The 21,019-nt window shown below is 63.4% G+C and carries 24 protein-coding genes, 1 tRNA gene and 1 pseudogene; 14 read left to right on the top strand and 12 right to left on the bottom strand.

The window, feature by feature from the left end; all coding sequences use genetic code 11:
* Positions 1-38 precede the first annotated feature (38 nt).
* Together HMPREF3056_RS06335 and HMPREF3056_RS06330 are read left to right on the top strand one after the other, a co-directional pair.
* Entirely contained in the window at positions 39-662 is a 624-nt protein-coding gene (locus HMPREF3056_RS06335; RefSeq protein ID WP_070515866.1) for a carbonic anhydrase, read from the top strand.
* Positions 663-775: 113 nt separating this feature from the next.
* Positions 776-1,501 (top strand): hypothetical protein, encoded by a 726-nt coding sequence (locus tag HMPREF3056_RS06330; RefSeq protein WP_070515864.1) that lies wholly within the window; start codon positions 776-778, stop codon positions 1,499-1,501.
* On the opposite strand, the pseudogene radA reads toward HMPREF3056_RS06330, so the two are convergent.
* A pseudogene (gene radA / locus HMPREF3056_RS06325) lies at positions 1,488-2,869 on the bottom strand (DNA repair protein RadA). The gene HMPREF3056_RS06330 and the pseudogene radA sit on opposite strands and share 14 nt — an antisense overlap.
* A 169-nt stretch (positions 2,870-3,038) precedes the next feature.
* Here radA and HMPREF3056_RS06320 point away from each other — a divergent pair.
* Positions 3,039-3,248 (top strand): hypothetical protein, encoded by a 210-nt coding sequence (locus HMPREF3056_RS06320; RefSeq protein WP_049154730.1) that lies wholly within the window; start codon positions 3,039-3,041, stop codon positions 3,246-3,248.
* Positions 3,249-3,291: 43 nt separating this feature from the next.
* Positions 3,292-3,525: a hypothetical protein gene (locus HMPREF3056_RS06315; protein ID WP_070680095.1), complete on the top strand. Its 234-nt coding sequence runs from the start codon at positions 3,292-3,294 to the stop codon at positions 3,523-3,525.
* A 119-nt stretch (positions 3,526-3,644) separates the two neighbouring features.
* On the opposite strand, the gene HMPREF3056_RS06310 is transcribed toward HMPREF3056_RS06315, so the two are convergent.
* Positions 3,645-4,220: a hypothetical protein gene (locus HMPREF3056_RS06310; protein WP_070511090.1), complete on the bottom strand. Its 576-nt coding sequence runs from the start codon at positions 4,218-4,220 to the stop codon at positions 3,645-3,647.
* A gap of 288 nt (positions 4,221-4,508) precedes the next feature.
* Between HMPREF3056_RS06310 and HMPREF3056_RS06305 the strand changes: the two genes are divergently transcribed.
* The 8 genes from HMPREF3056_RS06305 to HMPREF3056_RS13010 all read left to right on the top strand — a co-directional run bounded on the left by HMPREF3056_RS06305 (position 4,509) and on the right by HMPREF3056_RS13010 (position 10,724).
* Positions 4,509-5,093 carry a CarD family transcriptional regulator gene (locus HMPREF3056_RS06305; RefSeq protein WP_046649265.1) on the top strand — a complete coding sequence of 195 codons (585 nt, stop codon included), beginning with the start codon at positions 4,509-4,511 and terminating at the stop codon, positions 5,091-5,093.
* Positions 5,065-5,817, top strand: a complete 753-nt coding sequence (gene ispD, locus HMPREF3056_RS06300; RefSeq protein WP_070546294.1) for a 2-C-methyl-D-erythritol 4-phosphate cytidylyltransferase — start codon at positions 5,065-5,067, stop codon at positions 5,815-5,817. Before HMPREF3056_RS06305 ends, ispD begins: the two co-directional genes overlap by 29 nt.
* Complete coding sequence (ispF, locus tag HMPREF3056_RS06295) at positions 5,810-6,292, top strand: 2-C-methyl-D-erythritol 2,4-cyclodiphosphate synthase (RefSeq protein ID WP_046649267.1); 483 nt, start codon at positions 5,810-5,812, stop codon at positions 6,290-6,292. The genes ispD and ispF overlap by 8 nt, the downstream gene beginning before the upstream one ends.
* Positions 6,293-6,339: 47 nt before the next feature.
* Positions 6,340-7,746 (top strand): cysteine--tRNA ligase, encoded by a 1,407-nt coding sequence (gene cysS / locus HMPREF3056_RS06290; protein ID WP_070680098.1) that lies wholly within the window; start codon positions 6,340-6,342, stop codon positions 7,744-7,746.
* A 40-nt stretch (positions 7,747-7,786) separates the two neighbouring features.
* The gene (rlmB, locus tag HMPREF3056_RS06285) at positions 7,787-8,737 is read left to right on the top strand and encodes a 23S rRNA (guanosine(2251)-2'-O)-methyltransferase RlmB (RefSeq protein WP_070680101.1); all 951 of its coding nucleotides are present in this window, start codon (positions 7,787-7,789) and stop codon (positions 8,735-8,737) included.
* Positions 8,738-8,755: 18 nt separating this feature from the next.
* Complete coding sequence (locus HMPREF3056_RS06280) at positions 8,756-9,490, top strand: AAA family ATPase (RefSeq protein WP_010188884.1); 735 nt, start codon at positions 8,756-8,758, stop codon at positions 9,488-9,490.
* Positions 9,487-10,137, top strand: a complete 651-nt coding sequence (locus HMPREF3056_RS06275; protein ID WP_010188886.1) for an AAA family ATPase — start codon at positions 9,487-9,489, stop codon at positions 10,135-10,137. Before HMPREF3056_RS06280 ends, HMPREF3056_RS06275 begins: the two co-directional genes overlap by 4 nt.
* Before the next feature lie 305 nt (positions 10,138-10,442).
* Complete coding sequence (locus HMPREF3056_RS13010; RefSeq protein ID WP_080550367.1) at positions 10,443-10,724, top strand: ATP-binding cassette domain-containing protein; 282 nt, start codon at positions 10,443-10,445, stop codon at positions 10,722-10,724.
* 33 nt (positions 10,725-10,757) lie between these two features.
* On the opposite strand, the gene HMPREF3056_RS06270 is transcribed toward HMPREF3056_RS13010, so the two are convergent.
* The 4 genes from HMPREF3056_RS06270 to HMPREF3056_RS06255 are packed head-to-tail and all read right to left on the bottom strand — an operon-like array spanning position 10,758 to position 14,394.
* Positions 10,758-11,597 (bottom strand): CE1 family esterase, encoded by an 840-nt coding sequence (locus HMPREF3056_RS06270; RefSeq protein ID WP_070511078.1) that lies wholly within the window; start codon positions 11,595-11,597, stop codon positions 10,758-10,760.
* Between the two features lie 9 nt (positions 11,598-11,606).
* Entirely contained in the window at positions 11,607-12,569 is a 963-nt protein-coding gene (locus HMPREF3056_RS06265) for a metal ABC transporter permease (protein WP_198531109.1), read from the bottom strand.
* Positions 12,547-13,248: a metal ABC transporter ATP-binding protein gene (locus HMPREF3056_RS06260; protein WP_070680106.1), complete on the bottom strand. Its 702-nt coding sequence runs from the start codon at positions 13,246-13,248 to the stop codon at positions 12,547-12,549. The genes HMPREF3056_RS06265 and HMPREF3056_RS06260 overlap by 23 nt, the downstream gene beginning before the upstream one ends.
* Positions 13,249-14,394 (bottom strand): metal ABC transporter solute-binding protein, Zn/Mn family, encoded by a 1,146-nt coding sequence (locus HMPREF3056_RS06255; RefSeq protein ID WP_070680108.1) that lies wholly within the window; start codon positions 14,392-14,394, stop codon positions 13,249-13,251.
* Between the two features lie 71 nt (positions 14,395-14,465).
* Between HMPREF3056_RS06255 and HMPREF3056_RS06250 the strand changes: the two genes are divergently transcribed.
* Positions 14,466-15,551, top strand: coding sequence for a LacI family DNA-binding transcriptional regulator (locus HMPREF3056_RS06250; protein WP_070511070.1), 1,086 nt, complete (start codon positions 14,466-14,468; stop codon positions 15,549-15,551).
* Here HMPREF3056_RS06250 and otsB read toward each other — a convergent pair.
* The 5 genes from otsB to HMPREF3056_RS06225 are packed head-to-tail and all read right to left on the bottom strand — an operon-like array spanning position 15,548 to position 20,329.
* Entirely contained in the window at positions 15,548-16,291 is a 744-nt protein-coding gene (gene otsB, locus HMPREF3056_RS06245; protein WP_070511068.1) for a trehalose-phosphatase, read from the bottom strand. The two genes, HMPREF3056_RS06250 and otsB, sit on opposite strands and share 4 nt — an antisense overlap.
* A 30-nt stretch (positions 16,292-16,321) precedes the next feature.
* A complete protein-coding gene (locus HMPREF3056_RS06240; protein ID WP_070511065.1) occupies positions 16,322-16,834 on the bottom strand; it encodes a hypothetical protein in 513 nt (170 codons plus the stop codon).
* On the bottom strand, positions 16,831-18,252 hold the full coding sequence (locus HMPREF3056_RS06235) for an alpha,alpha-trehalose-phosphate synthase (UDP-forming) (RefSeq protein ID WP_070680114.1): 1,422 nt from the start codon (positions 18,250-18,252) through the stop codon (positions 16,831-16,833). Before HMPREF3056_RS06235 ends, HMPREF3056_RS06240 begins: the two co-directional genes overlap by 4 nt.
* Before the next feature lie 2 nt (positions 18,253-18,254).
* Positions 18,255-18,602, bottom strand: a complete 348-nt coding sequence (locus tag HMPREF3056_RS06230) for a hypothetical protein (protein ID WP_046649277.1) — start codon at positions 18,600-18,602, stop codon at positions 18,255-18,257.
* 50 nt (positions 18,603-18,652) lie between these two features.
* The gene (locus HMPREF3056_RS06225) at positions 18,653-20,329 is read right to left on the bottom strand and encodes a threonine/serine exporter ThrE (RefSeq protein ID WP_070754352.1); all 1,677 of its coding nucleotides are present in this window, start codon (positions 20,327-20,329) and stop codon (positions 18,653-18,655) included.
* A gap of 186 nt (positions 20,330-20,515) precedes the next feature.
* Here HMPREF3056_RS06225 and HMPREF3056_RS06220 point away from each other — a divergent pair.
* Positions 20,516-20,588: transfer RNA gene (locus HMPREF3056_RS06220), tRNA-Thr, on the top strand.
* Between the two features lie 40 nt (positions 20,589-20,628).
* Here HMPREF3056_RS06220 and HMPREF3056_RS06215 read toward each other — a convergent pair.
* On the bottom strand, positions 20,629-21,019 hold a 391-nt coding region (locus tag HMPREF3056_RS06215; protein ID WP_070754351.1), incomplete at its 5' end, for a TetR family transcriptional regulator.

Genomic DNA, 21,019 nt, shown 5'->3' with positions numbered 1-21,019 from the left:
GCACCTCAGTGTAGGTGGTGGGGACTAGAGTAAGGATCATGCCTTTAGTAGATGTCCCTCAAAACCCGCAGAAGGTGTGGGAAGCCCTCCAGGAAGGTAACCACCGACTGGTGACGGGCCACCTCATCGACGTTAACCAAGACGCGAAGCTGCGCGCTGGCCTGACCCAAGGGCAGGACCCGCGCGTCATTGTGTTGGCCTGTTCCGATTCCCGCGCGCCGATCGAACATGTGTTCAACATTGGTTTCGGCGATGCCTTCGTCATCCGCACCGCCGGTCATATCCTGGACAGCGCGGTGATGGCGTCGCTGGACTATGCCCTGGAGAATCTCAAGGCCAACCTGCTCGTGGTGATGGGGCATCAGTCCTGCGGTGCGGTGGGCGCAGCTGCGGACTTCCTGGCGGGCGGCGATCTGCCGACGGGCCTGCAGCGTCCGATCATTGAGCGCGTGGCCGCTGCCTCGATGGTGGCCAAGCGTGATGGCCGCGAGGAGCTCGCCGATTTCGAGCGCGAGAATACCGCGCAGACAGTCTCCCAGATCATTTCTGACGTGCCGGCTGCGCGCCAGCTTCTCGACGCCGGCACGCTCGGCATCGTCGGCCTGCGCTACCTCCTAGAGGATTCCAGCGTGGAGACCGTCGTCCTGCACGGCGTTCACTAGGCTCGCCGGCTGGCCCGGGCACTGGGCGGGACTAAGCGCATAGAAGTCGCTGCTCAAGACACGCGGCCCCGGGCTGGCCCGGGTTGGGCTCTAGTCCCCTTAAACTAAGAGCTGTGACTGAGCCATCCCGTACCCCGAAGCAGCTGCCGCGAGAGATTTACCTGCGTCGCCGCATCGCCGCGCTCGTGGCGATTCTGGTACTCGTGGTTATCCTTATTTGGGCTGCCACCGCGCTCTTTAGCGGTTCGAAGGAGGACCCGGGAGCCGAGTCGCAGCAGGCGGCGGCGTCGGGCACTCTGACTCCGTCGGAGGATGCAACCTCGGCGGTGGAGACGACCGAGTCCACCGCGTCTGAGGAATCCACCGAGCCCGAGGCGGGGGAGACGGACAAAGAAGAACCGACCTCCGAGGAAAAGCCAGCTGAGCTCACCGTTGATCCATCCAAGACAACGTGTTCCCTCCAGGACCTTAAAGTGATGGCCAAGACCAACGAGGACAGCGTCCCCGCCGGTAAGATGCCAACCTTCTACTTGGAGGTATTCAACCCGACGACGGAGGACTGCTCTATCGATCTCGATGAAGAGCAGCTGCGTTTCGAGGTTTACAAGATGGGCTCCAACGAACGCGTGTGGTCCGATACCGATTGCTATGCCTCAGTGGAAACCGGCAAGCAGACTTTCAAGTCCGGTGAGACGCGCTACTTCCAGGCGGATTGGTCCCGCAAGCGTTCCGAGTCGGGCAAGTGCACCGAGCGCGAGGAAGCCGAGCCAGGCGCTTACTTCCTGCATACCGTCATCGGGGAAAACTACTCCCCAGCGTTGCCGTTCAACTTGCTTTAAGCGCTGCAATCGCCTCGCTCAGCGTTGCGGCTTGGCGCACCTGCATGCCACCGCCGACCTCCACCTTTCCGGGCGGGACGATGGCGTAGCGGTAACCCAAGCGGGACGCTTCTGCCAAGCGGCGGTCCAGGTTCGGTACGCGGCGAACTTCGCCGGCCAGGCCCACCTCACCGATGACCACCGTTTCGGTGGCAGCGGCTGCTCGTGCAAGGAAGACCACGTGGCGAGCGCTACGGCAAGATCCGTCGCCGGCTCTTGGATCTTCATGCCGCCCACCGTGGCCACGTAAGCGTCCTTATCGTTGGTGCGTTCACCGGCGCGGGCCTGCAGTACGGCGAGCACCATCGGGACACGGTTGGCATCGAGCCCCGTGACCACGCGCCGCGGGTTCTTCGCCACGGGGTCGACGGTCAGCGCCTGCACCTCGGCCAGGATGGGGCGCACGCCATCCATGGCGACGGTCACCGCTGAACCGTCTGGGGTGCTGCCGCGGTGGGAGAGGAAGAGGCCGGAAGGGTCCGCCACCTCCCGGATGCCGGCGGCGGTTTGCTCAAAGCAGCCCATCTCATCGGTGGCGCCGAAACGGTTCTTGAGTCCCCGGAGCAGACGCAGGGAGGATTGGCGGTCACCTTCAAAGTTCAACACGACGTCCACGAGGTGCTCGAGCACGCGCGGGCCAGCGACGTTGCCGTCCTTGGTCACGTGTCCGACGAGGAGGATGGGGATGCCGGTGGTTTTGGCCAGTGTGGTCAGGGCTGCGGTCACCGCACGCGACTGTGCCACGCCACCGGCTACGCCCTCCACCCCGGCCGCGTGCATGGTTTGGACGGAGTCCACGATGAGGAGGCTGGGCTTGAGCTGTTCGACGTGACCAAAGACGACATCCAAATTCGATTCGGCCGCGAGGTAGAGCGTCTCGTGCAAGGCCCCGGTCCGCTCGGCCCGGGCGCGGACCTGCCCGGCGGATTCCTCGGCCGTGGCATAGAGGGCGGTGCGGCCCAGTTGCGCCCAGCGGGAGGCGACCTCCAATAACAAAGTGGATTTTCCGACTCCCGGCTCACCCGCCATGAGCACCACCGAACCGGGAACGATGCCGCGGCCAAGAACGCGATCGAGCTCCCCGATGCCAGTGTTGAGGGCCTTCGTGGCGGCAGCGCCCACCTTCGTAATCGGAACCGCTGGGCTCGTCGGTGTCAGGCCGGTTGGTCGGCGTCCAGACACAGCGGCCTGGGCCGCGGTGCTGCTTTCTGACGCCGCGGTTTCCTGCAACGTTCCCCATGAACCGCACTCGGGGCAGCGGCCAAGCCACTTGGGGGAGACGAAGCCGCATTCAGAGCACGTGTGGACGGGACGAACCTTTTTTGCCATGCCCATCACTCTAGTAAGTGGTGTGGACATTCACGTCGCGGGCAGGGTCGCCCCCTTTTCATCGCGCGCGATATGCACAGAGGCGCTACAGTGTTAGCCAGGTTACATCTTGTGTGTGCCTGCCCCCTCTTTATCCCCGTCCGATTTCTCACAACAAGAAGGTATTTCCATGAAGATTCGTCGTACCCTCGTCGCCGCTGGCGCTGCTGCCGCCGTCGCCCTCGCTGGCACCCCGGCTGCTTCTGCCGCACAAGCTCCTGAGCCGCTGGCCACTGTTCTGACCGAGATCACCAACGTCGCTGGCTATGAGGCTCAGAACCTCATCCTCGTCCCGGCGGCGCTGTCCTCCTTGGGCTTCCTGTCGAACCTGCTGTCCTAGTCCAGTTCACTTACCCCCACACCTCACTATTCAAGGAGACCCCATGAAGATTCGTCGTACCCTCGTTGCTCTGACCGCTGCTACCTCCCTGGCTGTAGCTGGCGCCCCGGCCGCTTCCGCCGCTACCTACCCGGAACCGCTCAACCAGGTTATGGATGAGATGGTGAAGTACGGCGGCCCGCAGGCGCCGAACCTGCTTCTCATCCCGGCTGCCCTGTCCTCTCTGGGCATTCTTAACTCTCTGCTTGTGATGGCTACGGCATCCTCGCGAGCTTAAGAGTTTTCTGCGTTCGCTAAGGAGCGTTAAACGCAGACCGCCCCAACTGCCAAAGTTGAAGCCCGTGATTCGGGCGGGAAAACTTTGGCGGCTGGGGCGGTTTTCTATGAAGAAAAGGCTTACTTGTTCTCGGCGTAGCCCTCGGTGGACTGCGGGTCGCGGTCAAAGTCACCGGACTGCAGCGGGGAGGCGGACACGGTGGCGTCAACCTCGATGGTGCCGGTGTTAAAAGTGAAGGTCACCGGGCGGGCGCCGCCGAAGGCGAAGCCGTCGTTCTCTAGGGTGGTGGCCACGTAGGTGATGTTCTTGTCCTTGCCGTCCTTCGGGAGACGGTCCAGGTTCGTCTGGGAATCAGCGTAGAGGGCGTGATCGCGAGGAAGCGGCTCTGCGCCTTCCAGTGGTACGTCCTGGCCGTCGACGCTCACGGACTCGAGGACGACGTCGTCGACCTTGTAGCCCTGGTTGACGGCCACGAACTTCAGGGAGGTCTCACCGGTGTCCGGCTCAACCTGAATGGTGACGTCACGCACGGCCACCTTGCCATCTTCGGTGCTTGCGGATGCGCCGTCGACAGCAATGACCTTTTCCGCGGTCTGAGCAACATGACCGGCCGAGCAGGACGCCAAGGCCAGCGCGGAGAGGGCGGTAACTGACATGATGGCACCGCAGCGAGCGGCGGACTTCAGGGACTGCACTGTGAGTGTCCTCCATTGAATTGCGATCACAAAGCTTATCAACGCTTTAGCCTAGTACCTCCGCAGTAAAAGCACACAGTTTCCGACAAACCTCTTGGGTAAACCGGGGGTAGCCGCGCTTTATGTTGGCCGTCATCGTGGTGTAAAGCGAGCTGCTCTACGGGCTTGGGTGGGGGAGCAGTGCCGGAAAACTGCGTGCTAGAGTAGATACCCTGTATATGCGGCCCACTGAGAGTACGCCGAGAGCGCACGATGGGCACCGTCTCAAAGGCTTCATAAGGAGTGGCAATGGAATTTAAGGTCGGAGAGGTCGTCGTCTACCCCCACCACGGCGCCGCCAAGATTACGGCGATTGAAACGCGCGAGATGGGCGGCGAGGAGCTCGAGTATCTCGTCCTCCAAATCAACCAATCCGACCTCGTGGTTCGTGTGCCCTCCAAGAACGTTGAGATGGTGGGCGTGCGTGATGTTGTGGGCAAGGAAGGCCTCGAGAAGGTCTTCTCCGTCTTGCGCGAAGAAGACGTGGAGGAGGCCGGCAACTGGTCCCGCCGCTACAAGGCCAACCAGGAGCGCCTTGCATCCGGCGATATCAACAAGGTGGCAGAAGTCGTGCGTGACTTGTGGCGCCGCGATCAGGACCGCGGCCTGTCCGCCGGTGAGAAGCGCATGCTTGCCAAGGCCCGCCAGATTCTGGTCGGTGAGCTTTCCCTGGCTAAGCCGGTCGATGACAAGAAGGCGGACACCATGATGGAGGAAATCAACGCCACCATCGAGCGCCACCGCGCCGCCGGCTTGGTCGAGGACAAGTCCATCACCACCGACATTGACAATGACGTCGATCTCGATGACCTCTCCTTCGACGACGAAGACTAATACCCGCCGCGTGATCGCCCTCGTCGCGGCGGCCGGTCAGGGAACGCGCCTTGGCGCTGATATTCCTAAGGCCTACGTGGAGCTGCGCGGAAGTACCCTGCTTGAGCGCTCCGTGAAGGCCATGATTACCTCGGAATTTGTCGATGAAGTCATCGTTCTCGTCAGCCCCGCCATGGAGGATTATGCCGCCAGCATCCTCGACCGCATCGATTCTGATGTGCCCGTACGCATCGTCCACGGCGGGGGTGAGCGCGCCGATTCCGTCTGGGCGGGCCTGCAAGCCATCCCAGATGAGGATGCCGTGGTGCTGGTCCACGACGCCGCCCGGGCGTTGACGCCGCCGGGGATGATCGCGCGCGTCGCCAAGCGCGTGCTCGACGGTGCCACCGCGGTCATCCCGGTCCTTCCCGTCGCGGACACCATCAAAGAAGTCGAGGGGACCACGGTTCTGTCTACTCCGGATCGCTCCCGCCTGCGTGCCGTGCAGACGCCGCAGGGTTTTAACCTGGCCGCGCTGCGCCGCGCCAACCTAGACTATTGGGCGCAGGACCCTGACTTTGTCGCCACGGATGACGCCAGCCTCATGGAATGGCACGGCGAGCGCGTGGAGACCGTGCAGGGAGATACCTTCGCGTTTAAAATCACCACTCCCATCGACCTCGTCCTGGCGAAGGCCGTGACGGATGAGGCCGAACCGACCATCTTCGAGGTGCCTAGTGACTAACCCCATCATCCCGCGCGTGGGAATCGCCACCGATGCCCATCAGATCGAGCCCGGAAAACCCTGCTGGATTGCAGGCCTTCTCTTTGAGGACGTGGATGGCTGCGAGGGCCACTCCGATGGGGACGTGGTGAGCCACGCGCTTGTCGACGCTCTGCTTTCCGCCTCCAACCTCGGCGACCTCGGCTCCTTCGTTGGCGTGGGCCGGCCAGAGTACGACGGAGTCTCCGGAGCACAGTTGTTGCGCGAGTGCCGCGAGCTGCTGAAAAAGGAAGGCTTCATCATCGGCAACGCCGCTGCGCAACTGGTTGGCCAGAGCCCCAAGATGGGCCCGCGGCGGAAGGAAGCCGAGGCCGTTCTGAGCGACATCCTCGGCGCCCCAGTGTCCGTCTCTGCGACGACGACGGATCACCTTGGCTTCACCGGCCGCAAGGAGGGCCGCGCTGCCGTGGCCACCGCCGTGGTCTGGCGCGCCTAGGCCGTCCCGCGCTAGCCGCCGGACGCGGGTCAATTAGACTAGGCCAGGTGAGTACTTTGCGCATTTTTGATACCGCCACCCGCAGCCAACGTGAGTTCGAGCCGGTTCGCCCCGGCCACGCGTCGATCTATCTGTGTGGTGCCACCCCGCAGTCCCAGCCGCACATTGGCCACCTGCGCTCCGGCGTCGCCTTCGACATCCTGCGCCGCTGGCTTAGTGCGCAAGGCTATGACGTGGCACTCGTGCGCAACGTCACCGATATCGATGACAAGATCCTCACCAAGGCCGCCGAGAATAACCGCCCCTGGTGGGAGTGGGTATCCACCTATGAGCGTGAGTTCACCAAGGCCTATAACACCCTGGGCGTTCTGCCCCCTTCGGTGGAGCCGCGCGCGACGGGCTTTGTCACCCAGATGGTGGAGTACATGCAGCGGCTTATCGACGCCGGCTTTGCTTATGCCGTGCCTGGCGAAGACGGTGTTGGCTCCGTCTACTTCGACGTCGCGGCGTGGAATGCCACGGAAGGCTCGGACTACGGTTCGCTGTCCGGCAACCGCGTCGAGGAAATGGAACAGGGCGAAACAGACAACGCGGGCAAGCGCAGCCCCCAGGACTTCGCTCTGTGGAAGGCGGCTAAGCCGGGCGAGCCATCCTGGCCCACCCCGTGGGGTCGTGGCCGACCGGGCTGGCACTTGGAGTGCTCGGCCATGTCCACGTACTACCTAGGCAGCGAGTTCGATATTCACTGCGGTGGCTTGGACTTGCAGTTCCCGCACCACGAAAATGAGATCGCGCAGTCCCATGCGGCGGGGGACAAGTTCGCCAACTACTGGATGCATAACCACTGGGTCACCATGGCCGGTGAGAAGATGTCGAAGTCCTTGGGCAACGTCCTCTCCATTGCCAACATGCTGGAGATTGTCCGCCCGGTGGAGCTGCGCTACTACCTGGGCTCCGCGCATTACCGTTCGGTGCTCGAATACTCCGAGGCGGCGCTGACCGAAGCTGCGGCTGGCTACCGCCGCATCGAGGATTTCGTAGGCAAGTTCGAGGGCGTCGAGAAGGGCGAGTGGACCCCGGCCTTCGAAGAAGCGATGAATGATGACATCGCTGTGCCGAAGGCGCTGGCGGAAATCCACACCACCGTGCGCGCGGGCAATAAGGCGCTGAGCGACGGCAACCGTGAAGAGGCTGAGCGCCTCGCCGGAGCCGTGCGCGCTATGGCCGCGGTTCTTGGCTTTGATCCACTGGATGAACAGTGGAAAGATAGTGGCGAAGAAAGCGGCGCTGAAGCGGCCCTGGACGTTCTCGTTCGGGCCGAATTGGAGCGTCGCACCACCGCCCGCGCAGAAAAGGACTGGGCTACTGCGGACGCCGTGCGCGACCGCCTTGCAGCCGCGGGTATTACCATCACCGACACCGCCGACGGCCCCACCTGGTCCCTGGCGGATTAACGTCCTCTGCATACGCAGAGGACAACAAAGGAGAAGAATTATGGCACGTACCCATGGCCGCGGCGGCGCAGGTATCCGCAAGACGAATAAGAAGGGTGCCACGAAGGGCTCTGGTGGCCAGCGCCGCAAGGGCCTAGCTGGCAAGGGTCCCACGCCTAAGGCAGAGGACCGCGTCTACCACGCCAAGCACAAGGCGAAACTGGAGCGCGAGCGCCGCAATTCGGGCCGCCACCAGAAGGAGACCGCGGAGATGGTCGTTGGCCGCAACCCGGTCATCGAGTGCCTGCACGCCAAGGTGCCTGCTACCTCCCTTTACATCGTGCAGGGCACGCGTAATGACGCTCGCCTTTCCGAGGCGGTAGCCATGTGCAATACCCGCAACATCCCGATTCTTGAGGTCCAGCGCCACGAGATGGACCGCATGACCGGCAACGGTATGCACCAGGGCATTGGCCTGCAGATCCCGCCGTACAAGTATGCCGACGTCCATGACCTGATGGATCGGGCACGCGATGCTCAGGAACCGGGCATGTTCGTCATCCTCGATAACATCACCGACCCCCGCAACCTCGGCGCGGTCATCCGCTCCGTCGCGGCCTTCGGTGGCCACGGCGTTATCATCCCGGAGCGCCGCTCCGCCTCCGTTACCGCAGTGGCTTGGCGTACCTCTGCCGGCACTGCTGCGCGCCTGTCGGTAGCCCGCGTGACCAACGTGACCCGCACGGTTCAGGACTTCCAGAAAGCCGGCTACCAGGTTGTTGGCCTGGATGCGGGAGGCGAGCACACCCTCGATACTTACAACGGTGGCACCGACCCCGTTGTCATCGTCATCGGCTCTGAGGGCAAAGGCATTTCGCGCCTCGTCCGCGAGAACTGCGATGCCATCATGTCCATCCCCATGACCGACTGGGTTGAATCCCTCAACGCCTCCGTGGCGGCAGGTGCGGTGCTTTCCGAGTTCGCCCGCCAGCGTCGCGCGGCCCAGAAGTAGGCTCACGCTTTCGTCGCCATGTTCCTCACGAGTGTGCGTCCCGCCCCGGAGCTTATTGGGGAGGGACTGCCCGGCGTGCCGGAACACATGCGCCGCCTGGGCGTGCTCATCGCAGCGCTGCCCGGCGGCGCCTTGCGTTTGCCTACGCCCGTGACCGTCGTCGTGGGGGATAACGGCGCCGGAAAATCCACGCTGCTCGAGGCCATCGCCGTGGGGCTTGGCGTCAATCCCGAGGGCGGCTCGCGCCACGCCCGGTTTGCCACCGGCGACGAGGACTATCCCGAGTGGCTCATCTGCTCGCGGGCGCACAACCCGCGCGACGTGTACTTCTTGCGCGGCGAGACCTTCCTCAACTTGAGCGAGTATCACCACCAGATCCACAGCCCGGAGAATCCCGATCCGCTCAGTGACCTGCCGTTTCTCAGCCACGGCCAGGGTCTGCTCGCCCTCGTCGAGAGACGCTTCCATTCTGACGGAATGATCATTCTCGACGAGCCGGAAGACGGCTTGTCCTATCCCCGGCAGGTCGAGGTTGTCACGCAGCTCGAGCGCCTCGCCGCCCAGGGCGCGCAGGTCATCCTCGCGACGCACTCGCCAGTCTTCCTCAGCATGCAAGGCGCGACCGTCTACGCGTTCGGCGACAAGGGGATTGCGCCCGTCGCTCCCGAAGCGACGGAAGCTGTCCACGCCGCGCGCGAGTTCCTTGCCGATCCATTGGGGACCGCCGCGTTTCTTATTGGGGAGGGCGAATGAGAGACTTCTATGTCGACGCCTATGCCGCGCTGGACGGCGGCCACGGACCTGAGTGGGTGTCCTCCGTTCCTGGTTTCGTGGCGCTGCGACGCCAAGGACTGGACCTGCGTGCGCCGGTGACCGTGCTGACCGGGGACAACGGGGTAGGAAAGTCGACGCTCGCCGAGGGCATTGCCTTCGAGTACGGCTTTCCTGAGCGCGGTGGGATATGGGGTGTGCAGCGCTCCGCCGGTCCCATCAATCCCCTCCGGAGGTGGGCGAGCCTGCGGCTAGGTACCGCGCCCAAGGACGGCTACTTCCTGCGAGCGGAGGCGCACTACAACGTTGGTTCGACCGCGATGTCGCATGGCGAGTCCGTCATGGACGTCGTGCAGCGTTCCTTTGATGGGCGCGGGCTCTACATCCTCGACGAGCCGGAATCTGGGCTTTCGCTCGTGCGGCAGATGACGCTCATGGCGGAAATCCATCGCGCCGCGGAGGCGGGTGCGCAGTTCATCGTGGTGACGCACTCGCCGATTGTGGCAGCCATCCCCGGTGCGCGGATTGTTGAAATTACAGAAGATGGGTTCTTCCTTGAGCTGCGCGACGTGACACAGACGCTGGCGTTTCAGTCGTTGCGTGAGTTTCTCTACGCCTCCGGATGCTAGATTCAGGGCCGAGAAAGCTGGATGGCGATCTTTACTTCTTGGTTGCTGGCCAGTACTTCACATCTTGAACATTCAGATTGCGTGCGTGTGCCGAATACAAGGTTCTGGAGGATTGGGGTTCCACGGCTTAGAGACGAGGACGACTCGGTCCTTTGCCTGCCGTTTTCACCTTGTACAGATTCAGCTGCGGGTAACTTGAAGAATCTTCGCCAGCAAACCGTGACATCGAGAGTACATACATGCACAGACGTGTGCAACATCACGCTGGGACGTAATAATTCTCTAGATAACAACGGGTCGCAAGTGTGATTAGTCAGTACGCGAGAAAAGAAAACCTACGCGATGGAACGCGACCTCTACGCGATCGTCAACGACATTGCCGACCACTACAACAAGGTTCACTGAATGATGAACTGAAGGATCTTTTATCCCTTGTAGGCCTTTCATTGCACCACAGTGTTTCCTGCGAGCATGCTTCGCTCGGTATGAAACAGCGTCTAGGAATCGCCAAAGCACTGGTCGGTAATCCACAATTATTGCTTCTCGACGCTCACCTACGAACGGCCTCGACCCGAGGTTGGGGCTGAGTGGAGTGAGACACGATGGGGCGCACGTGCAGTCTAGAGCCCGAAGAATTCCTCCACGAGCTCGGCAGCGATGAAGGAATCCGTGTTTTTACCCAGGCGTGGGTCCAGCTCGTTGCCCGACGGGATGACGTGGCCCATGCCCTCGACGCTCACGAGCTCGACCGGCGCGCCGGTGGCGTCTGCCGGCTCCCAGCGGTCGACAACGGTGTCGGGGAAAAGGTGGGTGCGCTCTGGGCCGGCGGCATGGTTGAGCTCCGCGAAGCGTGCGGCGTTCTCCTGCGCGCCGGTGACGGCACCGCGGGTGCGCTTCGGGTCAATGCCCGCCGTTCCGCCCGTATAGGGCGCGAGCCGGTCGCCCGTGCCGTGGACGAACATGACCGGGGTGGGTTGGTACGCCGAGTCCGGATTGGTGGGCGCATGGTTGGCGCCGGCGCCGAGAGTGGAGGCGAAGACGCAGGCGGCATCGGCAAGCCCGGGGGCGTCGAAGAGCAAGCGGATAACCATCTGCCCGCCGTTGGAGAAGCCGCAGAGGAACACGCGGCCAATCTCCTGCTCCGCGCGCAGCTCGTCGAGGATGGTGCGCGTGAAGGCGACGTCATCGATGCCCAGCTCGCGCGCGGCGACGGGCAGGGTGGCGCGGGCATCGTTAAAGTGCTGTTCCACGCCGGTGGGGTAGACCGCAAGCATGCCGTGGCGGGTGGCGAGGTCATCGAACGTGCCGTTAGTGAAGCGGCGGATGACGTTCGCGGATTGCAGGGAGCCGTGGAAGAACAGGAGGAGGTCTCTCTGGCGCTCGACGTCATCATTCGGGCGGTACACGAGGTACGTGCGGGTGCGGTCTTGTAATTCGAGGCTACGGCGTTCCAAAGTCACGCATCTAGCCTAATCCTGATGCGCGCAGTGCTCATCGTGCGTCGAGGTGTGGTGTGTCTCGGCGTCGGCGCGATCGGTGGCGGCGCGGAAGTGTTCCTGGGAGGCGCGGCGGGCGGCGACGTCGTCGCGGACGGCCTTGCGGCTGCGAGCCCAGCCGATGCCGCGGCAGACCAGGTAAATAACAAAAGAGATGCTCGTGACGAAGACCGAGACGGGCAGGCCCGGCGCCAGGGAGAGGACCAGACCGCCCACGGCGGAGACCTCCGCGAAGATGGTGGACCACACCACCGCGCGCAGCGGGGAGGAGGTAATCTGTACCGCCGCTGCGCCCGGCGTGATGAGCAGCGCCATGACGAGCAGGGAACCGACGATCTGTACGGACTGTGCGGCCGTCAGGCCCACGAGGATGGCGAAACACACCGCTAGGGACTTCACTGGCACGCCGGCGGCTTGAGCCATGACGGGATCCGCGGAAGCGAAGAGCAACGGGCGCCAGAACAGCGCCACCACGGCAACGATGATGGCGGTCGTGGCGGCGAGCAGCCACACCGAGGCGGAGGAAACACCGACGATCTGTCCTGTCAGCAGCGTCATCGCGGTCTTGGCGTTGCCGGGGTAGAGGTGCAGGAACAAAACCGAGAGACCCAGGCCGAAACTCATGACCACGCCGATAGCGCTGTCTTGTTGGCCCTTGAGCCCCAGCACCGCCAGGATGATGGCCGCGACGATGGCGCCGGCAATCGCACCGAAGCCGATGTTGAGACCGAACAGCAACGCTGCGGCCGCGCCCATGAGCGCGAGCTCTGAGGTGGCGTGCACAGAGAAGGACATGTGGCGCAGGACGATGAGTGAGGTCATCACTCCGGAAAGGATTCCGAGCAGCGCGCAGGCGATGAGCGAGGATTGCACAAAATCAACGCCCAGCAGGTACTGGGTATCTTCGATGAATTTAGACAACGATGAGCCTCCCATCGACGTTGAGGACTGTCACGGAGGAGCCATAGAGTTCCGAGAGCACTTCGGAGCGCATGACCTCATCGACCGTGCCGAACATGTGACCATTGGGCGCGAGGTAGAGCACCTTATCCACCACGCCCAGCACCGGGTTGATGCCGTGGGTAACAAAAAGCACAGAGGTGCTGCGCTCGTGGCGCCACGCATTGAGCTTCTCGACGGTCGCCTGCTGCCGCGCTGGATCCAAAGACAACAGTGGCTCGTCCGCGAGGATGAGCTCTGGGTCGTTGGCTAGGGCCTGGGCTTGGCGGATGAGCTGTTGCTGCCCGCCGGAGAGCTGGCCCACGCGGCGGTTGGCAATGCCGGTGGCGCCAACTTCGGCGAGGAGATCGTCGACGCGGCCCCGAGCAGGGCGTCGATTGCGCAGGGTGCCGTGTGCCAGGGAGAGCGATACGAGGTCCCGGGCGCGCAGGGGCAGGTCTTGGGGAAACATTCTTTGCTGTGGGATAAAACCCACGCGGCAGTTGACGTTCACGCTGCCAGCGGTGAGCTGGCGGGTACCCAAGATTGTTCCCAGCAGCGTGGACTTGCCCACGCCGTTGGGGCCTAAAACGGCGATGAACTCGCCGCGGTCTACGGCGAGGTTCATGTCCGACCACAGCGGTTCTACTGCGGCGTTCTTAAAAGAGATGAGCACTTACACAGCCTCGAGTGCGTTGACGACTTCTTCGTAGTAGTCGAGGAAGTTGGTCTCCTCCGGCGGGGTTTCACCAATCTCTACCACCGGGATGCTCTTATCCTCGGCGGCGGCGCGGATGCGCTTGGTCATGTCAGTTTCGGTCTGCGGGTTGAAGATGAGCAGGTCGATCTTGTCCTGCTTGATGTCCTCGAGGAAGCGGGCCAGGTCGGCGGCGGTGGGCTCGCCCTCAGCGACGGTGGCCTTGCGGTAGCCCTCCGGGGTGGCGTCGGTGCTGTCGGTGTACTTGAAGATGTAGTCCGCGATGGGCTCGGTCTGCGCGTAGTTGCGCTGCGGGAGCTTCTCGATGCGTGCCTTCAGGCCCTCCACGCGCTCAACTAGCGGATCGGCCGTGGCCTTGGCTTCTGGGTTGGTCTCGTTAACGAGCGTGGCGACCTCCGTCGCCACCTTCTCGATGGCTGCGGCGTCGTACCACACGTGCTCGTTGCCATCGATGTTGGTGACCTGCTCGGGGTGCTCGGCTGCGATCTTCTTGGCCTCGTCCATGGTCACGGTGTCGCCTTCGTGAGCGTGGTCATGGTCATGCCCGTGCTCGTGCGCATGGTCATGCGCATGCTCGTCATGGTTGTGCGCATGCTCGTGTCCTTCTTCATGACCATGTTCGTCATGGTCATGCGCGTGGTCGTGCCCTTCTTCATGATCATGCTCTCCATGATCATGATCGCCATGATCGTGAGCGGTAAGCGGGAGCGCGTGAATGATCTGGTCCTGGTTCTTGACGGCCTGGTAAAGCCAGGCGTCGTAACCGCCGCCACCGGCGATGATGACGTCAGCCTCGTTGGCGCGGGCGATATCCGCGGCGGTGGGCTCGAAATGGTGTGGGTCCACGCTGTTACCGCTCACGATGGCGTGGACGTCGATGTTGACGTCGGTCTGCGCGGTGTTGACGACCGCCTGGGCCACATCAGCCCAGATGGAGGTCGAGGCGACGACCTGGATTGTCTCCTTATCGGCACCGGCATCCGAGCCGCCATCGGCGTTATCGCCGCTGGAGGAACAGGCGCTCAGCGTGGCGGCGCCCAGGGTGGCAGCGAAGAGGAGGGCGGTGGGACGTCGGAAAGCGCGGCGTGAGAGGGAAGTGGTCATGTCCCTATTTCTACGTTTAGTGAAAATTGTTGTCAAATGATAATGAGTTGAAAACGGGTAATGTTGCCGTCATGTCCAAACGCAGCACGACGCTGGCCTCCCTAGCGGCCGAACTTGGGGTTTCGCCCACCACGGTGTCCAACGCGTACAACCGGCCGGACCAGCTGGCGCCTGCCACCCGCGAGCGGATCCTCGCCGCCGCGGCTGAGCGTGGATACACAGGCCCGGATCCCACCGCACGCAGCTTGCGCACGCGCCGCCAAGGTTCACTGGGTGTTCTGCTCACCGAGCACCTGTCCTATGCCTTCGAGGACATGGCCTCGGTGGATTTCCTCGCCGGCATGGCGGAGGCCTCGGCGGGGGCGAGCACGACGTTGACTCTCATCCCTGCCGGGCCGGATACCGCCGGCGCGCCCAACGACGCCCAGGCAGCGCAGCTCGTAGGTTCGGCTGCCGTCGACGGTTTCGTGGTCTATTCCGTGGCAGCGGGAGATGCTTACCTCGACGCCGTGCAGCGCCGTGGCCTGCCGGTGGTGGTGTGTGACCAGCCCACGGATTCCGGCCTGCCCTTCGTGGGCATCGATGACCGCGCCGCGATTGCCCCGGCGGCGCAGGCGCTTGTCGACGCCTCCCATACCCGCATCGGTATCCTTGCCATCCGCCTACACCGCGAGCGCCTCGACGGCGAAGTGACGGCCGCACAACTGGCCGCGGCGGACATGCACGTGCAGCGCTCACGTGTATTGGGTGCGCTCGATGTTTTTGCAGACGCGGGACTCGATCCTGCAGACATCCCCGTGGTGACGCGACACATCAACGATTCGCGTACGGCTTACGCGGCCGCGGAGGAGCTGCTGACTAAGTACCCGGATCTCACCGCGGTGTTGTGCACGACGGATTCGATGGCGCTCGGGGTTATGGCTTATGCGCGCGATCATGGAATCGCGGTTCCCGAGCAGCTCTCCGTCACCGGCTTCGATGGCATCGCGCCGGCCCTGGCGCTGGGCCTGAGCACCGTCGTGCAGCCGAACAAGGAAAAGGGGGCGGCGGCGGGGCGCATGCTGGCCAGCCTCATCGAGGGGCGCGGCGAGGTGCCGCGCGTGTTGTTGGAGACCACCTTCCGCCCGGGGCGCACCGTGGCGCCGGTCGGGGCTTAAGAGCTGTGCTGCGCGCGAGCGGCGGCGAGTTCTTCGAGGAACTCTGTCACCGCCGCGATATCGGGCACGCGCAGCGCCGCCTGCGTTGCGCCCTCACCAACCTTGACACCGAGGTCCGGCGGCTGATTGAGCGCGGCGAAGCCGTCTTCGTCGGTGGTGTCATCCCCTAAAAAGACCACCGCTGTGGCCCCGACGCGGTGACGAAGCTTGTCAATCCACGTGCCCTTCGTGGCCTGCGTTGCGGAGAACTCGACGACGCACTTGCCCGCAGTCTTGGGGAAACCATCGGCGCTTAAGGCCTCGCCTTCCGCATAAGCAGCAGCGGCGGCGTCCGGGTCTTGCAACTCCAGCGCCCGCAGGTGCAGCACCCGCTGGAAAGGTTTGATCTCCAGCTCCGCGCCGGGGTGGCGGGCGATAATCTCCTTGATTTCCGCTTCCTTCTTGGCCAAGTAGGCTTCCATCTCCGGGGTGAGCGCGGATTCTTCCCACGAGGATTCGGCCCCATGCGAGCCACCAAAAAGCACCGGCTCGCGCAGCGGGCATACTCGCATCAGGCCATCGAGGTGGCGCCCAGAGAGCACTGCCGCGGTGGTGTTAGGTAGTTGCGCCAAGGCAGCGAGAGCATCCAGCGAGCGCTGCTCGGGGCGCACTGCGTAGGCGTTGCGCGCGAAGCCGGCCAAGGTGCCATCGAAGTCGGAAACAACCGCTAAATGTTCGGCGGCGGCGAGAGCATCAATCATGCTCCCCACCCTAGCGCTGAAACTTCGGAGCTATAGCGCGGCCATGCGGATAATCGGTGAATCCACCTTGTCGGTGCGCAGCGTCAACACGAGTTGGTTGTTGGGGTTGAGCGCGAAGTCGAACTCATGGCCTTCGGCGATGAGGTTGCGCATCAGCGAATCAGCCCATTGCATCGAGCCCTCGCAGTCGCCGCTTCGCGGTGGGCTTTCATAGGTGGCTTTCTCCACCCGCATGACGTCGCCCTCCCAGATCGTGGAGGTTTTGTCATCCTTGTGGAAGGACACCTCAGCGGTAAACGGTACGCAGCCAGTTGAGCCCACCGCAGTGTGCTCACCGAAACTCATGTGCGGCACCTGCGCGGTATCGGCAGGGAGGGAGGAAGGAGCGTCCGGTGAGGTGTAGAGGTTGATGACCTGCCAATCCTTGCCCACGATGCGGTCATCGCCGCGCGGGGCAGGTTCCTCCTCAGCGGAGCTGCATCCAGCTAGGCCAAGCGCAAGCAGCACAGTACTGAGCACAGCGGTGAGCCGGCGCCGCATCATGCTTCCTCCTGGTTCAGTGCGCCGAGGAAAGACTGCGACCACAGCGCGATATCGTGCTGACGCACCTGCTCGTTCATAGCAATCATGCGCTCGCGCATGGTCTCGGGGGATTCCTCCAGTGCCTTGACCGCGGAGAGCAGCGCACGTTTGATGGATTCGATGTCGAAGGGATTGCACAGGTTGGCTTGTGTGAGTTCTGCTGCCGCGCCCGCAAACTCGGAGAGCACGAGTGCACCTGTGCCGTCGCCGTGGGAGGCCACGTATTCCTTGGCCACTAGGTTCATGCCGTCCTTAAATGGCGTGACCAGCATGATGTCCGCGAGCCGGTAATAACGCCGCAGGACGTCCTTCGGTACGGAACTGTGCTGGTAATGCACCACCGGCGCGCCGAGGCGCCCAAAGCGGCCATTGATGCGGCCCACGGCCTCCTCCACCTTTGAACGCGTGGCGCGGTAATGGTCGATGCGTTCGCGCGAAGGAGTAGCCAGCTGGACGAAGGTTACCTCGTGTGGGTCCAGCGCACCGGTCTCGAGGAGCTCCTCGAAGGCGGTGAGGCGCTGCAGGATCCCCTTCGTGTAATCCAGGCGGTCCACACCCAAAATGACGTGCTTGGGGTTCCCCAGCTCAGCGCGCAGCTGGGCGACGTCCCCCGCATCGCCACCGTCAGCGAATTCACCCGCCGCAATAGAAATGGGGAAAGCGCCTACCCCGACAGAATGCCCGCTACCGGTCACGATGCGAGCGGTGACCGCGCGGGTGCTGACCTCCCCTTCTACGTCCAGCCCTTGGGTGCGGGCCAGCTCCAAGAAATTGCGGGCGTTGGATTCGAGGTGGAAGCCGATCAGGTTGGCGTCGAGAAGCCCCCGCACCAACTCCTCACGCCACGGCAACTGGCGGAAGAGATCCGGGGACGGGAAGGGAATGTGCAGGAAGAATCCAATGGTGAGGTCGGGGCGTAGCTGGCGCAGGATGCCGGGGACGAGCTGGAGCTGATAGTCCTGCACCCACACCGTGGCATTCTCTGCGGCGACGGCTGCTACCTCGTTGGCAAAACGCAGGTTGACCTCGCGGTAGGCATCCCACCAGTCGCGGTTGTAGACGGGGGTGACGATGAGGTCGTGGTAGAGCGGCCACAGGGTGGCGTTGGAAAAGCCCTCATAGAAGGCCTCAAAATCCTCCTGTGTCAGGCGCACCGGGTGAAGGAGGACACCGTTATCCGTGGTGAAGGGCTCGGGAGCTTCGTCGGCTACGCCCGGCCACCCCACCCAGCAGCCCTGGTGTTCTTCCAAGACCGGGGAGAGCGCGGTGACGAGGCCGCCGGGGGAGGCCTTCCACTCGCGGGTGCCATCGGCGGCGGTCTCGAGGTCCACTGGCAGGCGATTGGCTACGACGACGAAGCTATTGGTGCGCCCGGACATAGCTAGGCCTTCTTTGCGGCCTTTTTAGTTGCCTTCTTCGTGGCCTTCTTAGTTGTCTTCTTGGTGGCTTTCTTCGTGGCCTTCTTAGTCGTCTTCTTCGTGGATTTCTTAGAAGCCTTCTTCGTGGCCTTCTTACTGCTCTTCTTCGGAGCGGCATCGGCTTGCTCGGCCAGCACCTTGCGGTGGACCAAGCCTTCTGGCTCGACGCCCAGCATCGACATGAGGGTCACGCCGTCGAGGAAATCCTCCGCATAGGTGGCGACAACGCGGCGCGCGGAGCGGGCGGTCTCCTCCTCTACTGCGTGAGTCTGGTCAGCCGCGGGCTGGGTATCTGTGACCTTTGGTGGCACGGAGTCCTCCTGGGATGAAGTGTGAAAGCTTTCAGACCGGCTATTCTACGCTATTGCGAGTCCGTTGGGGCGCTCGGGTCATCTTTGCCGGGCACCGTGTAGGTGGGGCGCTGCGCTGGAAATTGCGTGGTGACGGGCCACATGTCCGTGACGGCATCGCCCTGCTGGAGGCGCGCCTGCTGCGCGGGCGTCGGTGGTTTGGGCCCATACTGCGGCGGTGGGGCCGGCAGGTTGTGACGCGGAGCGAAGGGCGATAGGGGAACGCGAGGAATGCGGGCGCGCTGCGCCAGGCGGGTGGCGCGCGAGAAGGAGAACGTGCCCAAGCGCTTGAAGGCGGTGTAGGGGCGGAAGTACTGCGGGCGGCGCAGGCGGCGGGCGACTCGCTCGCCGAAGACCACGCCGGCGGCAAGTGCACCGGCGATGGCGAGGGCGCTGGCCAGGTTGGTCAGGCCGGTGATGAGCTGCTCGTTGAGCATGGCGTACATGCCGCGGTACAACGTCAGGCCTGGAAGCATGGGCGTATAGCCCACGATCATGGTGATGAGTGGCGGCATCATGTAGCGACGGGAGAGCAGGCCGCCGGCCAAGCCCACCGCTGCGGCAGAAATGCCCGAGGCAATGACGGCCCCGACGCCCAAGAAGACGACGAGGAAGTAGTAGAACACCATACCGGCGGCGGCCGTGAGACCGGAGATGGTGACCTCGGACCAGGAGGCTCCCAGCGCCAGTGCGAAGGCGGCGGAGCCGATGCCGCCGCACAGTACGAGCAGTGGGATTTGGTGATAGACGGGCGGGGCGAGCGTGGCTAGTGGGGGAAGGCTAAAGCCCAACCACGACGCCACCTGGATACCCAGGCCCACGCCGGCGATGATGGCGCCGGTGGACATGAGAGCCTCAAAGAACTTCGCGGACGAGGTCACGGGTGCGCGGGTGATGCCGTCCACGAGGCACTGTACGAGCGTTAGTCCCGCCACCAGCACGACGATGCCGGAACCGATGATTTGGGAGGGCAGCATCTGGATGCCAAATCGCGCGAAAACGTTGTAGAGGATGGCCGCGGGAATGACGGCAAGCAGGCCGCCGACCAGGTTCTGATAGAACGGCGGCAGCCGGTAGCCGGCGAGGAACATATTCGTGCCCATGATGAGTGCCGAAATGAGGAAGGTGACAACACCGACGAGAAGGTCACCGCCCAGCATCACGGCGATGAATCCACCCATGGCACCCCACGCGCTGACGATGGTGGTCTTGGAATAGGGGTTCTTCATCGCATCGATGTCATCCAAGATCTTCTCCGCCATTGCCGGTGGCGTAGCACCGGAATGGATGGAACGGATGAGCCTGTCAACGGCGGATAGTTTGGTGAAATCCACGGCGATGCTCGGCGCCACGCGGAAGACGTGGAGGTTGTGCCGATCCGGCCCTGTGCCGATGGCGGTGTGGATAGTGATGGTGTTCATCAGGATCGACACGTGGCAGTAGTGCAGGCCATAGGAGGATGCGACGAGGTGAATCTGTGCCTGCACGTCGGTATTGGCTGAGCCCGCTGCAATCAGGATTTCGCCGACGCGCGCGGCGATCTCCATGACGCCGGTGACCTGGGCCGGATCGGTGAGATCGACTGGGGCGAGCGGGGAGGGCGGCGGTGCGGCCTTAGCGGCGTCAATGGTGGCGACCGGAGCCGACCGGTACAGCAGGCGCTGGCGCAAGGAAGAAAGAACAGACACGGAAAAGAAAGACCTCAACAACACTTCTGGGTTCGGTAAGTCAGCACTTTAGTAACTGCCGCGGATTTATGCACCTGCCAGTGCTTTTCGGGCCCCTGACGGCCGCTTTTTCGCAGTGCAACCACCCTGGCTTTCCGTCCATGGGGTGGGCTCAGGTACGATTCCCCATAGCGGATGAGCCGCGGTGCTGGAGTGGCGCAATCGGTAGCGCAACGGTCTTGTAAACCGTAGGTTGCGAGTTCAAGTCTCGTCTCCAGCTCAAAAGGGCCTTTTTCAAGGCCCTTTCTCTCTTTTAGGGCCTATTCGGCGAGGTGGCCCAAGGCGACGTCGATAAGCGCGCGGCGCCTTTGCGGCGGCAGGGGGCGGTCGGTGAGGTGATCGTGGACCCACAGGCCGTCGGCGATGATCGAGGCCAGCACGACGGATTCATCCTCCGAGACAGGATCGGGGAGCCAGCGCCTGTCGACGTCCCTCCACACCTTCTGGAAGTCCGGATGGGACTGTGAGTGGATGGACATGAGCAATTCAATGAGCGGGTCGTTCTTTCCCATGGACTCCAGCGCGGCACGGTAGCGCTGGCGTGGGCTCAGCTGGTCTGCCGTCTTGCCGTCGGAGAGACCGACGAGCTCTTCCTCCCAGCGCTCCGCGCAGAGCTTGTGGCAGTCAATGAGCAGCTCGTGGCGGGTGGGG

Origin of the sequence: Corynebacterium sp. HMSC056F09, from assembly GCF_001815785.1 — a bacterium.
Taxonomy (GTDB): domain Bacteria; phylum Actinomycetota; class Actinomycetes; order Mycobacteriales; family Mycobacteriaceae; genus Corynebacterium; species Corynebacterium hiratae.
Note: the sequence above shows the minus strand (reverse complement) of the source record. Positions and strands in the feature narration are given on the sequence as shown.

Coding starts and splice junctions, on each gene's coding strand:
- HMPREF3056_RS06335 (WP_070515866.1), top strand. CDS start 39: ATGCCTTTAGTAGATGTCCCTCAAAACCCGCAGAAGGTGTGGGAAGCC.
- HMPREF3056_RS06320 (WP_049154730.1), top strand. CDS start 3,039: ATGAAGATTCGTCGTACCCTCGTCGCCGCTGGCGCTGCTGCCGCCGTC.
- HMPREF3056_RS06315 (WP_070680095.1), top strand. CDS start 3,292: ATGAAGATTCGTCGTACCCTCGTTGCTCTGACCGCTGCTACCTCCCTG.
- HMPREF3056_RS06305 (WP_046649265.1), top strand. CDS start 4,509: ATGGAATTTAAGGTCGGAGAGGTCGTCGTCTACCCCCACCACGGCGCC.
- ispD (WP_070546294.1), top strand. CDS start 5,065: ATGACCTCTCCTTCGACGACGAAGACTAATACCCGCCGCGTGATCGCC.
- rlmB (WP_070680101.1), top strand. CDS start 7,787: ATGGCACGTACCCATGGCCGCGGCGGCGCAGGTATCCGCAAGACGAAT.
- HMPREF3056_RS06280 (WP_010188884.1), top strand. CDS start 8,756: ATGTTCCTCACGAGTGTGCGTCCCGCCCCGGAGCTTATTGGGGAGGGA.
- HMPREF3056_RS06275 (WP_010188886.1), top strand. CDS start 9,487: ATGAGAGACTTCTATGTCGACGCCTATGCCGCGCTGGACGGCGGCCAC.
- HMPREF3056_RS06265 (WP_198531109.1), bottom strand. CDS start 12,569: ATGGGAGGCTCATCGTTGTCTAAATTCATCGAAGATACCCAGTACCTG.
- HMPREF3056_RS06255 (WP_070680108.1), bottom strand. CDS start 14,394: ATGACCACTTCCCTCTCACGCCGCGCTTTCCGACGTCCCACCGCCCTC.
- HMPREF3056_RS06250 (WP_070511070.1), top strand. CDS start 14,466: ATGTCCAAACGCAGCACGACGCTGGCCTCCCTAGCGGCCGAACTTGGG.
- otsB (WP_070511068.1), bottom strand. CDS start 16,291: ATGATTGATGCTCTCGCCGCCGCCGAACATTTAGCGGTTGTTTCCGAC.
- HMPREF3056_RS06240 (WP_070511065.1), bottom strand. CDS start 16,834: ATGATGCGGCGCCGGCTCACCGCTGTGCTCAGTACTGTGCTGCTTGCG.
- HMPREF3056_RS06235 (WP_070680114.1), bottom strand. CDS start 18,252: ATGTCCGGGCGCACCAATAGCTTCGTCGTCGTAGCCAATCGCCTGCCA.